The 14,602-nt window shown below is 74.6% G+C and carries 14 protein-coding genes; 7 read left to right on the top strand and 7 right to left on the bottom strand.

Features of this window, described 5'->3' with window-relative positions:
- The first annotated feature begins 62 nt into the window (after positions 1 to 62).
- The 3 genes from ACI79Q_RS07595 to ACI79Q_RS07585 all read left to right on the top strand — a co-directional run bounded on the left by ACI79Q_RS07595 (position 63) and on the right by ACI79Q_RS07585 (position 4,254).
- Positions 63 to 2,135, top strand: coding sequence for a hydantoinase/oxoprolinase family protein (locus ACI79Q_RS07595; protein WP_456589797.1), 2,073 nt, complete (start codon positions 63 to 65; stop codon positions 2,133 to 2,135).
- Entirely contained in the window at positions 2,132 to 4,021 is a 1,890-nt protein-coding gene (locus tag ACI79Q_RS07590) for a hydantoinase B/oxoprolinase family protein (RefSeq protein ID WP_456589798.1), read from the top strand. Before ACI79Q_RS07595 ends, ACI79Q_RS07590 begins: the two co-directional genes overlap by 4 nt.
- Positions 4,022 to 4,122: 101 nt before the next feature.
- Positions 4,123 to 4,254, top strand: a complete 132-nt coding sequence (locus tag ACI79Q_RS07585; protein WP_456589799.1) for a hypothetical protein — start codon at positions 4,123 to 4,125, stop codon at positions 4,252 to 4,254.
- A gap of 3 nt (positions 4,255 to 4,257) precedes the next feature.
- Here the strand turns inward: ACI79Q_RS07585 and ACI79Q_RS07580 are convergent, their stop codons facing one another.
- Positions 4,258 to 5,037, bottom strand: a complete 780-nt coding sequence (locus ACI79Q_RS07580; RefSeq protein WP_456589800.1) for a helix-turn-helix domain-containing protein — start codon at positions 5,035 to 5,037, stop codon at positions 4,258 to 4,260.
- Positions 5,038 to 5,124: 87 nt separating this feature from the next.
- On the opposite strand from ACI79Q_RS07580, the gene ACI79Q_RS07575 reads away from it, so the two are divergent.
- Positions 5,125 to 5,532, top strand: coding sequence for a hypothetical protein (locus ACI79Q_RS07575; RefSeq protein WP_456589801.1), 408 nt, complete (start codon positions 5,125 to 5,127; stop codon positions 5,530 to 5,532).
- 111 nt (positions 5,533 to 5,643) lie between these two features.
- On the opposite strand, the gene ACI79Q_RS07570 is transcribed toward ACI79Q_RS07575, so the two are convergent.
- Positions 5,644 to 5,811, bottom strand: coding sequence for a hypothetical protein (locus ACI79Q_RS07570; RefSeq protein ID WP_456589802.1), 168 nt, complete (start codon positions 5,809 to 5,811; stop codon positions 5,644 to 5,646).
- Positions 5,812 to 5,914: 103 nt separating this feature from the next.
- A complete protein-coding gene (locus ACI79Q_RS07565; RefSeq protein WP_456600439.1) occupies positions 5,915 to 6,388 on the bottom strand; it encodes a DnaJ family domain-containing protein in 474 nt (157 codons plus the stop codon).
- 38 nt (positions 6,389 to 6,426) lie between these two features.
- On the opposite strand from ACI79Q_RS07565, the gene ACI79Q_RS07560 reads away from it, so the two are divergent.
- From ACI79Q_RS07560 to ACI79Q_RS07550, 3 genes are all read left to right on the top strand, one after another.
- Positions 6,427 to 6,966, top strand: coding sequence for an NUDIX domain-containing protein (locus tag ACI79Q_RS07560; RefSeq protein WP_456589804.1), 540 nt, complete (start codon positions 6,427 to 6,429; stop codon positions 6,964 to 6,966).
- Between the two features lie 122 nt (positions 6,967 to 7,088).
- A complete protein-coding gene (locus ACI79Q_RS07555) occupies positions 7,089 to 8,102 on the top strand; it encodes an ATP-dependent DNA ligase (protein WP_456589805.1) in 1,014 nt (337 codons plus the stop codon).
- A 66-nt stretch (positions 8,103 to 8,168) separates the two neighbouring features.
- Positions 8,169 to 10,010: a diguanylate cyclase domain-containing protein gene (locus ACI79Q_RS07550; RefSeq protein ID WP_456613670.1), complete on the top strand. Its 1,842-nt coding sequence runs from the start codon at positions 8,169 to 8,171 to the stop codon at positions 10,008 to 10,010.
- Between the two features lie 14 nt (positions 10,011 to 10,024).
- Here the strand turns inward: ACI79Q_RS07550 and ACI79Q_RS07545 are convergent, their stop codons facing one another.
- The 4 genes from ACI79Q_RS07545 to ACI79Q_RS07530 all read right to left on the bottom strand — a co-directional run bounded on the left by ACI79Q_RS07545 (position 10,025) and on the right by ACI79Q_RS07530 (position 14,596).
- Entirely contained in the window at positions 10,025 to 10,528 is a 504-nt protein-coding gene (locus tag ACI79Q_RS07545; RefSeq protein WP_456589807.1) for a MarR family winged helix-turn-helix transcriptional regulator, read from the bottom strand.
- 46 nt (positions 10,529 to 10,574) lie between these two features.
- On the bottom strand, positions 10,575 to 11,579 hold the full coding sequence (locus ACI79Q_RS07540) for an anti-sigma factor RsbA family regulatory protein (RefSeq protein WP_456600442.1): 1,005 nt from the start codon (positions 11,577 to 11,579) through the stop codon (positions 10,575 to 10,577).
- Between the two features lie 185 nt (positions 11,580 to 11,764).
- Positions 11,765 to 13,348 carry a methyl-accepting chemotaxis protein gene (locus tag ACI79Q_RS07535; RefSeq protein WP_456589809.1) on the bottom strand — a complete coding sequence of 528 codons (1,584 nt, stop codon included), beginning with the start codon at positions 13,346 to 13,348 and terminating at the stop codon, positions 11,765 to 11,767.
- Between the two features lie 117 nt (positions 13,349 to 13,465).
- The gene (locus tag ACI79Q_RS07530) at positions 13,466 to 14,596 is read right to left on the bottom strand and encodes a methyltransferase (protein ID WP_456589810.1); all 1,131 of its coding nucleotides are present in this window, start codon (positions 14,594 to 14,596) and stop codon (positions 13,466 to 13,468) included.
- Positions 14,597 to 14,602 lie beyond the last annotated feature (6 nt).

Genomic DNA, 14,602 nt, shown 5'->3' with positions numbered 1-14,602 from the left:
CCCTGCGGTGGGATCCACGAACCGCTTCCCCCATGGATATCTCAGCGCTAAGGTTTCATCCCATGAGTACGCGCCGGGTCCGCATCGGCATCGACACCGGCGGGACGTTCACCGACGTCGTCGCCGTGGACGAGGAGACCGGTCGGACGACCACCACCAAGACCCCTTCCACCCCCGCCGACCCGGCCGAGGGCTTCCTCACCGGTGTCCGCAAGGTCCTCGACCTCATGGGGCTGACCGGCGAGGCGGTCACCGCCGTCAGCCACGGGACGACGGTCGCGACCAACCAGCTGCTCGAGGGCAAGCTCGACCGGCTGGGCTTCATCACCACCGAGGGCTACGAGTCGGTGCTGGAGATCGCCCGTCAGTCGGTGCCCGACGGCTACGGCAACAGCTACTTCTGGGTCAAGCCGCCCCGCATCGTCCCGGCCGATCTGGTGCGCACCGTCCGCGGGCGGCTGGACCACACCGGCGCCGAGGTGCGCCCCTTCGACGAGGACGACGCCCGCGCCGCGGCCCGGTTCTTCCGCGAGGCCGGCATCTCGACGATCGGGGTCTGCTTCCTGCACGCCTACGCGGACGACGCGCACGAGCGCCGCATGCTCGAGGTGCTCCGCGAGGAGCACCCGGACGCCGTGGTGAGCATCAGCTCCCAGGTGCTGCGCGAGTACCGCGAGTACGAGCGGTCGGTGACCACGCTGGTCGACGCCGCCGTCAAGCCCAAGGTGGGCGCCTACGTCACCAACATCCGCACCCGGCTCGACGAGATCGCGCCCGGCGTGCCGTTCTACGTGATGAAGAGCAACGGCGGCGTGCTGTCGGCCGCGGAGGTCGTGCACCAGCCGATCACCACGATGCTCTCCGGCCCCGCCGCCGGCGCGCTCGGTGCCGCGCTGATCGCGGGCACCGCCGGGTTCGACCGGGTGCTCACCTGCGACGGCGGCGGCACCTCCACCGACGTCACCGTGGTCATCGACGGCGAGCCCGCGCTCACCACCGAGGGCTCGGTCGGCGACTACCCCAGCAAGATCCCGATGATCGACGTCGTCACCGTCGGCGCCGGCGGCGGCTCGATCGCCTGGCTCTCGCCCGAGGGCACGCTCAAGGTGGGCCCGAAGTCGGCCGGCGCCGACCCCGGCCCGATCTGCTACCCGAACGGCGGCGACCAGCCGACCGTGACCGACGCGCACGTCGTCCTGGGCCGGATCCCCCCGCACCTGCTGGGCGGGGAGATCCCGCTGTCGGTCGACGCGGCGCGGGCCGGGCTGGAGCAGCTCGGCGCGAAACTGGACCTCTCCCTGGAGCGCACCGCGACCGGGATCCTGGAGATCTCCGCGTGGAACCAGGCCAACGCGCTGCGCCAGGTGACGGTCGCCAAGGGCCTCGACGTCCGCGACTTCACGCTGACCACCTTCGGCGGCTCCGGCTCCCTGCTGGCGTGCCGGCTCATGGACATCCTCAACCTGCCGCGCACGCTGGTGCCGCCGAACCCGGGCAACGTCAGCGCGTTCGGCCTGCTCACCGTCGACGTCCGCAACGACTACGTGCAGACCGTGATCAGCAAGCACGTCGACCTCGACCTGGCCCGGGTGCGCGCGGTCTACGCCGACCTCGAGGCCCAGGCGCAGGAGGCGCTGGACGGCGAGGGCTTCGCCCGCGACGCCCAGCGCATGCAGCGGACGGCGGACCTGCGCTACGTCGGCCAGGCGTTCGAGGTGCGCGTGCCGGTCGCCGAGGGCGAGCTGGACGCGGCGGCCACCGAGCAGGTCGCCGAGGCGTTCCACGCCGCACACCGCCAGCTCTACGGCTACGACTTCGCCGACGACCCGCGCCAGGCCGTGGAGTGGGTCAACCTCCGCGTGAGCGGCATCGGCCCGATCCGCCGGCCCGACCTGGTCGAGCTGGCGCCCGGGAACGGCGGGACGGACCGGGCCGTCACGGGTTCGCGTCCCGTCTTCTTCGACGACTGGGTGGAGACGCCCACGTACAACCGCCCCGACCTCGCCCCCGGTGACGTGGTCAGCGGCCCGGCGATCGTCGAGGAGTTCGGCTCCACCGTCCCGGTGCACCCGGGCTTCACCGCCACCGTGGACAGCTACGGCAACCTGATCCTCACGAAGGAGTCGGACCAGTGACGACGTTCCCCACCGGTCCCCTGAACGCCACGAAGGTCGACGCCGACCCCGTCCTCGTCGAGATCGTCGCCGGCACGCTGGCCGCGATCGAGAAGGAGGTCGAGACCTCCATCGGCCGGACCTCCCGCTCGCCGATGATCCGGGATGCGCACGACTTCCGGGCCGGCATCCACGACCGGAACCTGCGCAAGCTCACCGGCCGCTCGTACTCGGCGCTCGTGCACCCCGTGGTGCGCGACTACCCGATCGAGACGATGAACCCCGGGGACGTCTACTTCCACAACGACGTCTACGCCTCCGAGGGCGGGATCGGCCACCTGCCCGACCTCTGCGTGACGGTGCCCGTGTTCGCGCACGTGGACGGCGCCGAGCGCGTCGTCGCCTTCATCCAGGCGTTCGGCCACCACGACGACATCGGCGGCGCGGTGCCCGGGTCCATGCCGAGCGCGGCGACCAGCGTGTACGAGGAGGGCCTGATGGTCCCCCCGATCAAGCTGTGGGACCGCGGCGTGCCCAACGAGAGCGCGCTGAAGATCATGACCCGCAACTCGCGGATGCCCGACTCGCTCGCCGCCGACCTCGACGCCGAGTGCTCGGCCTGCCTGGCCGGTGCCCGGCGCCTGGGCGAGCTGTTCGACCGGTACGGGGTGCCGGCGGTGGAGGCCTCGTTCGACGCGATTCTCGACAGCTCCACGGAGGTCTACCGGCGGGAGATCCTCAGCCAGATCCCCGACGGCACCTACGTGTGGGAGGACTACGCCGAGCACGACGGCGTCGAGGAGCCGCAGCTGCACCGCCAGCGGATCACGCTGACCATGGACTCCACCAAGGAGACCCCGCTGGTCATCGACTTCACCGGCACCGGCCCGCAGGCCAAGGGTCCGATCAACCACTGCGGTGACTACGCCGACGGCAACTTCCTCAAGAAGTGGCTGGCGCCGATCCTGCGCAATCTGGCCGAGAGCCCCGAGCGCATGGCCCAGCTGGACGTCAACGAGGGCGTCGTCCCGCTGATCGAGATGCGGTTCCCGGAGAAGGGCACGCTCCTCACCCCGATCTTCCCCGCACCCACCAACGCGCGGACGTTCGTGATCCTGCGGCTGCTCGGCGTCCTGGCCGGGGTGCTGGCCAAGGCCACCGGCGGCCGGATGCCGGCCGACCAGGAGACGATCCGCTACACCGGCGTCTACGGCACGGACTTCGACGGGCAGCCGTACTTGATGCGGGAGGTGCTGGGCGGCGGCTCGGGCGGGCGGTACTACGCCGACGGCGAGGACACGATCCACGTCGTCCCGGACTCCCGGAACCTGCCCACCGAGTTCACCGAGGGCCGCTTCCCGCTGCGGGTGGAGCGGCTGGGCCTGGCGATGGACTCGGGTGGCCCGGGCCGCTACCGCGGCGGCTGCGGCTACGAGAAGCACATCCGCGTGCTACGCGATGCGCACTTCATGTCGATCGCCGACCGCTCGATCCTCGCCTGCTGGGGGGTCAAGGGCGGCAAGGCCGGGCGGCCGTTCCAGATCACCGTCGACCCGGGCGGCCCCGACGAGCACGAGGTCGATGCGCTGGCCGACGCCGAGCCGCTCAAGGCCGGCACGGTGGTGCGCATCCGGACCACCGGCGGCGGCGGCTGGGGGGACCCGCTGGATCGCCCGGTCGACGAGGTGCTGCGGGACATCGCCTGGCGCAAAGTGTCGGTCGAGGGCGCGCGGGCGGACTACGGCGTGGTCGTCCTCGAGGACGGCACGGCGGACCCGGCCGCCACCGAGGAGCTGCGCGCGTCGATGCGGGCCGCCCGCACGGGCGAGGAGCCGTTCTTCGACCGCGGCCCGGGCTACGCCACCCTCTCCGGCGGCGCGGCGTTCAACGAGTTCGACCTCCTCTAGAGGCCCAGGCGAAGGAAGCTATGCATGTGGTTCGGCGACCGATTCCGCATGCATAGCTTCCTTTGCCTGCGCGGTCCTCGCCGGTGGGGCAGGCTCCGGGCATGACCGAACCGCGCGAGGACGACGACCAGCCGAACAACCTGCGGCCCGGCCAGTACGACGAGGGCGGCCACGGCGGCATGGCCACCCGCGAGCTCGACGCCGAGAAGGCGGACGAGAACCGGGCCGACTGAGCCCTACCCCGCACCCAGCGCGCCGGCGGTGCGGCTGTCGGCGGGCAGGAAGGCCTCGATGCTGAGCTCGGCGGCGGTGAGGTCGACGGCGGTGCCGAACGTCGTGACGGTGCTCAGGAAGCTGAGCACCTCCGGACCCACCCGGAGGCGCAGCGGGACGGCGATGCCGTCGGGGACGCTGCGGTCGCTGCCTCCGGGCAGCGCGAGAAGCTCCCGGTGCAGCGCGGCCAGCCCCGGGTCACCGCTCAGGTGCGCCTCGCGGCCCAGCCGGTGCAGGACGTGCCGCCGCCACTGCGGCAGGTTCAGGATCCGCGGAGCCAGGCCGTCGGGGTGCAGGCTCAGTCGCAGCACGTTGACCGGCGGCTCCAGCAGGTGCGGGGCAGCGCCCCCGGTGAGCGCGGCGACGGCCCGGTTGGCCGCCACGAGGCACCAGGACCGGTCGACGACGACCGCGGGGAACGGCTCGTACGCGGCCAGCACGAGGTCGATCGCGGCGCGGACCGTGCCCATGTCGGGATCCGCGAGATCCCGACGGCGGTAGGCGGGGGCGAAGCCAGCCGCCGCCAGGAGCTCGTTACGAGCACCGAGCGGGATCTCGAGCTGCTCGGCCAGGTGCAGCACCATGTCGCGGCTGGGCCGGGCGCGGCCGGTCTCGACGAAGCTCAGGTGCCGGGAGGAGACCCCCGCCGCGCCGGCGAGGTCGAGCTGGCTGAGCCGGCGGCGCTGCCGCCACGTGCGCAGCAGCTCACCGACGTGGCGGCCCTGCACGACTCCACCTGTCACGCCGCCGACGCTAGCGACGACGGTGTCCCGTGTCGCTTACCTCCGAGGTAATCGACCCGCGGCCTGCGCGCCGCCACCGTTGCCGGCATGACCACCATGCACCCCGCCCCCTCGCCCCTGGGGGCCGGCGACCTGCTCCGCCCGGCCCTCCGCATCGACGCCGTCGTCACCGCCGCGAACGGCGCGGCGTATCTGCTCGCCGCACCGCTGCTGGACGGCCCCCTGGGCCTGCCCGCCGGCCTCCTCCGCGGCGCCGGCGTGTTCCTGCTCGGCTACGCCGCCGCCGTCTGGCTCGTCGCAGCACGCCGCCGCCCCAGCACCGCGGCCGTGGAGGCCGTCGTCGGCGGCAACCTGCTGTGGGCCGCCCTCAGCGTCGTCGCCGTCGTCGCCGGGTGGTGGTCCCCGACCACCCTCGGCGCCGTCTGGCTCGTCCTGCAGGCCGCGGTCGTCGCCGGGTTCGCGGCGCTGCAACTGCTCGGCCTGCGCCGACGCTGACCCCGTGGGGCCGGGCCCCGAGGGCCAGGAGGCGCCGATCGGCACCGGCCAGGAGAGGGACCCGCGCAGCACCCCCGCCAGCCTGCTGACGGGGGCACTGCGCGGAGCCGGTCAGGTCAGCGGCTCGGTGCTCCCGGACTCCGGCTTGGCCTGGTCGCCGGTCTGCCCCTCGTCGCCCTCCGTGGAGGTGTCCTGCTCGACGCCCTCCGGCGTGACCGGGGTCTCCTCGAGCACGTTCTCCCGGGCGTCGTCCCGGTCGGTCCCTGGTACTTCGGTCATCTCGACCTCCTCTCGGCGTACCCGGCCCCTACCCGGGCCCGGCGCCTCCGACGCGGGATACGCCAGCGGCGAACGCCGGCGTGCCCGGCCGCACCGGCGCGGGTCAGGGGCGGCGCCACCAGCGGCGACGGGGCGGTGGCGCGGGCTCCACAGGGGCGGGCGCGGGCGGCGGCCGGTCGCGCTCCCAGGACGCCACGAGCGCGTCGACGTCGGCCAGGCCCGGCACCGGCGACCAGCGGCTCTCCTGCGGCCGGCGCCAGAATGCCTCCACCCGGGCGTTGTAGTCCTCCGCGAGCGCCCGCACGTCCGCCGCCGTCGTCAGCCGCGCGGCCCGGGCGGGCAGCTGGTCGCGCTCCCGCCGCAACGCCAGCCCGGGCGGCAGCATGGCCGCCGTCTCGACGCCTTCGCGCCGGGCCTTGGCCACCGCCCAGTCGTAGGCCGTCTGCTCCCGGTCGAGGCCGGCGATCGGCTTGCCGGCACCGCCCAGGCGGTCGAAGTCCCCGCGCTCGCGCGCCTGGGCGATCTGGGTCTCCACCCAGGTCTCGAACGAGACCCCCGGGGGCTTCCGCTCGGTCATCACCGTCCATGGTCCACGCATCTGCCAGGCTCGCCACCATGCGGACGACGAGCAGCCGAGAGGTGTACCGCAACCCGTGGATCCGGGTGCGGGAGGACAGCGTGGAGCGGGCCGACGGCTCCACCGGCGTCTACGGCGTGGTGGAGAAGCCCGATTTCGCGCTGGTGCTGCCCGCCGAGCGGGACGGCTTCTGGCTCGTGGAGCAGTTCCGCCACCCCGTCGGCCGCCGCGCCTGGGAGTTCCCGCAGGGCACCTGGTCCCACGGCGCGCAGGGCACGGCCGACGAGCTGGCCCGGGCCGAGCTCGCCGAGGAGACCGGCCTGCGGGCCGGGTCCCTGACCCACCTGGGCCGCCTCGACCTGGCGCCGGGCCTGTCCACCCAGCGGTTCGACGTCTGGCTGGCCACCGACCTCACGGTCGGCGCCACCGCTCGGGAGGTGACCGAGGCGGACATGATCTGCGCGTTCGTGCCCGAGGACGAGCTGCGCGCCATGATCCTGGACGGCCGGTTCACCGACGGCCCCTCGCTGGCGGCCTACGCCCTCCTGGGGCTGGGACGGGGCGGCCCGCTGACCTGACGACGAGCAGGGGATGGGCCGGCGCAGCCCACCGACCCCGCAGCGTGGCGACCGGCCCTCGGACGGGTGTGACCTGCCGCTGCCGGCGTGCGCGGCGCCCGGCCGGCCAGCAGGCTGTCCGGGTGCCCCTGTCCGCCCCGGGTCTGCCCGCGCTGCCGCCCGAGCTCGCCGGGCCGGTCGCCGTGGAGCTGGCCAAGCCGGTGCGCGACATCCCGCCCCCCACGGCGCTGACCGGCGGCTGCCGGTACGAGCCCAAGTGGGACGGCTACCGGCTGGTGATCGTGCGCGACCACGGCTCGACCCGGCTGTGGTCCAAGCAGGGGCGCGAGCTCACCGACCGGTTCCCCGACGTGGCGGCCGCCGCCCTCGCCCAGGTGCCCGCCGGCACGGTGGTCGACGGCGAGGTCGTCATCTGGCACGGCGACCGGCTGGACTTCGGGCTGCTGCAGCGGCGCCTGGTGACCTCGGCCGGCCGCATCGCCGCGGAGGTGGCGACCGCACCGGCCTCCTACGTCGCGTTCGACCTGCTCGCCGCCGGCGGGGAGGACCTCCGCGGCCGGACGTTCACCAAGCGCCGGGCCGCACTCGAGCAGCTGGCCGGCGGCTGGGCCCCGCCGCTGCAGCTCTCGCCGGTGACCGCCGACCCCGTCGAGGCGCGGCAGTGGTCCGACGACTTCCGCCCGGCCGGCGTCGAGGGGCTGGTGGTGAAGGGAGCGGCGACCCGTTACGCGCCGGGACGCCGCGAGTGGCTGAAGGTCAAGAGCTGGGAGACCACCGAGGTGCTCGCCGGCGGCGTCATCGGCTCCCTCGAGCGCCCCGGTCAGCTGGTGGCCGGCCGCTACCGCGACGGCGAGCTGGTCGTCGTCGGCCGCAGCAGCCCGCTCACACCGGCGCAGTCGGTCGAGCTGGCCGGCGTCCTGCGCCCGGCCGGCACCGACCACCCGTGGCCCGAGCGCATCGGCACCGGGCGGTTCGGCGGCGGCCGTCTCGCCGTGCCGCTGACCCGCGTGCAACCGACCACCGTCGTCGAGGTGAGCGCCGACGCGGCCCTCCAGGCCGGGGTGTTCCGCCACCCGCTGCGCTTCGTCCGGGTGCGACCCGACCTACGCCCCGAGGACCTCCCCCTGCTGCCCTGACGCCGGCACCTCCCCCGGTGGGATGAGGTGATCAAAGGAGCGCGTCGTCGCTGCCGATGGGTTCGCGTGACCGGTTCCGACGCCCCGACCGCCCGTGCCGCATGGCTGCACACGGCGGTGCTCGTGCTGGGCATCGGCCTCGTCGTCGCGCTCGTCCCGGTCGGCCCGTGGCGTCCGGCCGCCGAGATCGCGCTCTACGCCCTCGGGACCGCCGGGGTGCTGACCGCGCTGCGGCGGCACCGGACCCCGCTCGTCGTCGCCTGGTCCGGCCTGGCGGCCGGACTCGTCTTCTTCGCGCTGAGCTGCGTGGCGGACGTCGCCGCGCAGGCCGGCCTCGCACCGGGGGTCAGCGCACCGCTGGAATCCGCGCTCGACGTCGCCGCGTACGCGGCACTCGTCGTCGGGGCGGTGGGGGTGGTCCGCGGCGGCAGGCGGCGACGGGACTGGGCCTCCTGGACCGACACCCTCACCCTCCTGCTGGCGGCCGGTCTCATCCTCCTCGCGGTGCAGGGCGACCCGCACAGGCAGGGGGAGAACCTGGTCGAGGTCAGCGTCGGGACCCCCGTGCTCACCGCCGTCCTGCTCGTCGTCTGCGTGCCGCTGGCCCTCACCCGGGGCCGGACGGTCACCACGACGGCGCTGTTCGCCGCCGCCGCGCTGGCCGTGGCGGCATACGGCGGCGCCATCCTCACCGGCTCCGCGCTGCGGGGGTCGGGGGTGCTGGACCCGCTGTCGCTGCTCCCCGTCGCCGCGCTCTGCCTGGCCGGCCGGCACCCCTCGGTCACCGCGCTGGGGCCCGGCCCCGCCACCGACGGGGACACCACCTTCGGCCGGGTCGTCACCGTGGGCGCCGCCCTGCTGGTCAGCCCCGCCGTCCTGATCCTGTGGACCGCGGACCACGGTGAGGTCGGCTACGTCCTGGGCGGCGGGAGCGCGCTGTTGACCGGGCTCGCCCTCTGGCGGCTGCTCGCGCTCAGCCGGGAGCGGGAACGCACCCGGCTCGCGCTGACCGCGAGCGAGGCCCGGCTGCAGCTCCTGCTGGAGAGCGCGGCCGACGTCATCGCCATCGTCGACGCCGCGGGGTCGGTCACCTACATGAGCCCGGCCGTCCAGTCGCTGCTCGGTCGTCCCCCGGCGTACTACGTCGGGCGCGACGCCGTCTCGCTGGCCGACCCCCGCGACCAGCCGCGCCTCCGGGCCGCCGTCGCCGCGGCCGGCCGCTCGTCAGGCGGGGACTCCGGCGTCGTGGACACCGACATCCGGGTGCAGCACAGCTCGGGTGGGACCCGGTGGGTCGAGATGCGGATCAGCGGTCGCGTGGACGCCGTCGGCATCGAGGGCTGGGTCGTGAACTTCCGGGAGGTCACCGACCGGAAGCTCTTCGAGGACGAGCTGCGCCGTCAGGCCCGCACCGATCCGCTGACCGGGCTGCTCAACCGCACCGCCTTCAACGAACGGCTGGCCCAGGCCACCACCGCCGCCGCCCCGGGCGCCGCCCCGGCGGTGCTCTTCGTCGACGTCGACGACTTCAAGAGCGTGAACGACACCCTGGGGCACGCGGCCGGGGACGACCTCCTGCTGGCCGTCGCCGCCCGGCTGTCCGCCGACGTGCGGGGGGACGACGTGGTGGCGCGGCTGGGCGGCGACGAGTTCGCCCTCCTGCTCGACGACGCCGACGGCGACCGCCTGCGCGAGGTCGCCGACCGCCTGCTCGCGGCGCTCCGGGCCCCCGTGGAGGTCGGCGACCGCACGATCACCGTGACCGCCAGCATCGGCGGCGCGCTGGGCGTGGCCGGCTGCACGGCCGAGGAGCTGCTGCACCGGGCGGACACCGCGATGTACGCCGCGAAGCGGTCGGGCAAGGACTCGCGCGCCCTGCTGGCGGCGACGGACGCCGTGCTCGGCTGAACCCGCTCCACGGGTCAGGGCTGCTGCGGCAGCCGGCCCAGGCCCACGAGCAGGCGGCGCAGCAGCGCCGCGAGCTGCTCCCGGTCCCCCGACGGCAGGGCCTCCAGCAGGCGCCGCTCGGTCTCCAGGTGGTCGGGCAGGGCCGCGTCCAGGGCCGCCCGGCCGGCGTCGGTGAGCGTGACCACGACGGCCCGCCCGTCGGCCTCGCTGCGCTCACGGGTGATCAGGCCGCGCTCCTCCAGCCGGTCCAGCCGCTGGGTGATCGCCCCGGAGGTGACCAGCGCCGTGCGCATCAGGGCGGTGGGAGTGAGCTGGTAGGGCGCTCCCGCCCGCCGGAGCGCCGCCAGGACGTCGAAGGACGGCGCGTCGAGACCGTGCCGGGCGAAGGTGTCCCGCTGCGCGAGGTGGACCTCCCGCTGCAGCTGCGTGATGCGCCCGATGATCCCCATCGGAGAGCAGTCCAGATCCGGGCGTTCCCGAGCCCACTGCTCGAGGATCAGGTCGACGGCGTCCTCCACGTCGCTCACCGTAACGGCCCCGACCGCGCAGCCAGGCCGCCGCGCATCAGCGCAGCCGGCTGCTGAGCCGGACCGAGAAGCCGGACGGACCGGGGAGCAGGTCCACGTGGTCCCACAGCTTGCGCGCCAGCCACAGCCCCATCCCGCCGTTGGCGAGGTCGACCCCGTGCGCGGGGCGGAACCCGGCCCAGGGCAGGTCGAAGCCGGCGCCCTGGTCGGTGATCGTGCACACCAGGCCCTCGCCGTCGGCCCACACGTACGCGGAGACCGGTCGGGACCCGTGCCGGAAGGCGTTGGAGGCGATCTCGCTGGCGGCCAGGTGCAGGTCCGCGGCCTGGTCCCGGTCGGGCACCCGGGCCGTGATCACCGTGCGGAGCTCCTGGCGGAGGTAGGCCAGCGACGGCGCGTCCTCGACCGCGAGCGCCGGCGCACCGGCCTCCATCGGCTCCCGGGGGAGCGGCAGCCGGCGCACGTAGTCGGCGGGTTCCTCGAACGCCCCGCTCCGCTCCACCCGGCCGCCGGTGAGCAGCTCGGGGTGCGTGGCGGCCGCGCCGGCCAGCACCTCGGCCGGGAGCTCGCGGCGGTCGAACAGGCACAGCGCCGAGACCGGCCGTGCGGCCAGCAGGATGTTGACGGCGGCCTCGTAGCGCAGGCCTTCCCGCCAGTTCCGCGGCGTGGGGCCGAACTGCACCTGACCGACGACGCGCAGCCGGCCCGAGCCGGTCTCCCTCGCCCGTCGCATCAGTTCCCAGGTGGCGGCGACGGCATCGGGCACGGAGGTGTCGAGCAGGGACACCCGGGGGTCCGCTGCCAGGGCGCCGGCGCGCTCCCCCAGCCCCCCGCCGATCAGCGCCGCCGTCTGCGGCGGGCAGCAGAGGACGACCAGGTCGTCGTCGCGCAGGCCCTCGTCCAGGTAGGGCAGGACGGCCGCGAGCAGCTCCGCGTCCGAGCCGACCAGCGCGGCGGTGTGGGTGCGCACCTGCTGCGCGGGCGCAGGGTGGCAGGCGACCGGGCCGGCCACCGCGGCGTCCCCGTCCCTCACCTGAGCCATGCAGCCCCCTGCGCCCTCGGGCCGGAGCCTTCCGGCCGGCTGGTTGAGCATTCTGCGACATCCTGGGCCACGCGGCACCGGCAGCGCGCGGCGGGGTGGGTCCCGTTCACCCCTTGGGGCGGCCCGGGGGCGGACGCACCGGTGGCGGCGGGGTGTCCACCCCACCGCCACCGGCCGGCGTCAGGTCACTGCTGGAAGGCTCCGGCGACCTTCCGCAGCTCGCCGGACATGCGCACGAGGTCGCCGGCCGCCGCCTGCATGGCGACCACCCCGGCGGAGGTCTCCTGCGCACCCTGGGCGACCTCGGCGACGGTCCCGGCGATCGACCGGCCGCTCTCCGCGGCGTCCCCGATCGCCCGGCTCATCTCGTTCGTGGTGGCGGTCTGCTCCTCGACGGCCGAGGCGATCGTCGTCTGGTAGTCGTTGATCTCCGCGATGATCGTGGTGACGTCGCCGATGGCCCGGACGGCGCTGCCGGTGTCGGTCTGGATGGCCTCGACCCGCTTGGCGATGTCCTCGGTCGCCTTCGCCGTCTCCTGCGCCAGCTCCTTCACCTCGTTCGCCACCACGGCGAAGCCCTTGCCGGCCTCACCGGCGCGGGCAGCCTCGATGGTGGCGTTCAGCGCCAGCAGGTTGGTCTGCTCCGCGATGCTCGTGATCACCTTCACCACGTTGCCGATCTCCGCCGAGGACTCCCCCAGCTTGCCGATCGTCGCCGAGGTCGACTCCGCCGCGGAGACGGCGCTGCCGGCGATCCGGGCGGCCTCGGCGGCGTTGTGCGCGATCTCCCGGATCGAGGCACCCATCTCCTCCGCTCCCGCGGCGACCGCCTCGATCCCGCTGCTCACCTCGCGGGTCGCGCTGGTGACGCTCTGGGCCTGGCCCTGCGAGCGGTCGGCCGTACCCGCGATCGACTCGCTGGTGGACGACAGCGTGCGGGCGGCCTCCTCGAGCAGCTGCGAAGCCTGGCCGACCTCGGTCACGACGCCGGAGACCCGTCCCAGCGTGGTGTTCACCGCGCCGGCGAGCTGGTCCAGCTCGGTCCGGCCGGCACCCTCGTCGAGCCGGCGCTTGAGGTCACCGGTGCAGAGCACCTCGGTCATGGTGCGCAGCGGCCGGCTGATGCTGCGGGAGATGACCAGCGACAGCCCCACGATGAGCAGGATGAGCGGCGCCGCCCAGAGCGCGACCGTGACCAGCTCCTCCCGGAAGGCGCCGTCGAGGTCGGCGACGTAGATGCCCGAGCCGACCACCCAGCCCCACGGCTCGTACCCGGTCACGAAGGAGATCTTGGGCTGCGGCTCCTCCTCGCCGGGCTTGGGCCACAGGTAGTCGACGAAGCCGCTGCCCTCGGCCTCGACCACCTCCACGAACTCGACGAAGAGCTTCTTGCCGTCGGGGTCCTCGTTGGCCGAGAGGTCCTGCCCGTCGAGCTCGGGCTTGATCGGGTGCATGACCATGCGCGGGGTCATGTCGTTGATCCAGAAGTACTCCTCGCCGGAGTACCGGAGCCCGCGGATCGCGGCGGTCGCCGCCGCCTGCGCCTCCGCCCGGGTCAGCTCGCCGGCCACCTCCTGCTCGCCGTAGTGGGTGATGACGCCCAGTGCGGCCTCGACGGCCACGCGGGCCTGGGTGCGCTGCTCCTCCTCGATCGTCGAGCGCACCTGCAGCGCCCCGATCACGGCGATGGTCGCCATCCCGATGACCGCCACGAGCACCAGCGTCATCAGACGGGTGCTCACCTTCACACCGCGCAGTCGCCCGGTCATGGATGCTCCTTCGGTCGGATCCCTCGCCCCCGTACTCGGGATCCGCGGCCCGGGGTCAACCCGAGCGGGTGGATCGACACCAATCGGTGACCTGGCTCACCACCCGCCCCTGCCGCCTCAGCGGCGGGTGGAGACGGTGACCGTGAACCTGGGGTCCTGACCGGCCACCCGCGTCGGCCCCACCACCCGGTTCAGCGCCGGCCGGTACCGCAGCGCCGAGTTGTAGACGGTCCAGAGCTCACCGCCGGGGCGCAGCACCCGGGCCGCCGCCACGAACAGCCGGTCGGCGGCCGTCGTGACGACCGCCGCGCCGACGTGGAACGGCGGGTTGCAGACCACGAGGTCGACGCTGCGGTCGGGCACGGTCGCGGCGGCGTCGTCCCGGCGCACCTCCACGCGGTCGGCCACCCCGTTGGCGGCGGCGGTCGCCGCGGCCGAGGCGACGGCCGCGGCGGACTGGTCCACGGCCAGCACCCGCAGCCCCGGTCGGCTCCGGGCGAGCAGCGTGGCGAGGACGCCGGTACCGCAGCCGAGGTCCACGGCCGTCCGGGCGTCGGGGGCCATCTCCGGCAGCGACCGGAGCAGCGCCCGGGTCCCGACGTCGATCCTCGTGCCGGCGAACGCGGCGCCGTGGGCGCAGACCGTCAGGTCGAGGTCGGGGTGCTCCTGGCGGCGGGGGAAGGACGACCGTCCCGGCCGCGGTCCGCGGGCCACCAGCACCCTGGACTTCTGCCGGGCCAGCGTCGCCGACACCTCGCCGAACGACGCACCGAGGACGTCGTTCATCGCGTGCGTCATGTGCTTCACCCGGCCGCCCACCAGGACCGTGACGTCCGGCGCCGCGGAGGCGGCGACCACCTCGGCGATCTCGCGCAGCGCGTCCAGCGCCTTGGGCGCCTTGACGAGCACCAGCCGGGCCCCGGCGGCCAGCTCCGGGCCCAGCGGCAGCACGCGGTACCGCCCGGCCAGGCCCACCCGCTCGGCATTGGCGGCCAGCGCCCGCTCCCCCACCAGCAGGTCCTGCCCGACCCGCACCCCGGCGAGGCCGTGCCGGGCGGCCAGCCCCAGGGCGAGCGCGCCGTAGGAGTCGTCGACGACCGCGACCTCGCCGGCCGCGCAGCCGGGGACCAGCTCGGCCGCCAGGTCCAGCAGCAGCCGGTCGGTCGCGTCGACGGCGACCAGGTCGGGGGCCTCGACGTCCGGTTCGCGCCGCAGCGCGGCGAGCACCTCGTCGGCGGTGGGTTCCACGGCGGG

It is taken from the genome of Blastococcus sp. SYSU DS0828 (assembly GCF_054050975.1).
The sequence above is the reverse complement of the archived record's forward strand: the minus strand, read 5'-3'. Positions and strand labels throughout refer to the sequence as shown.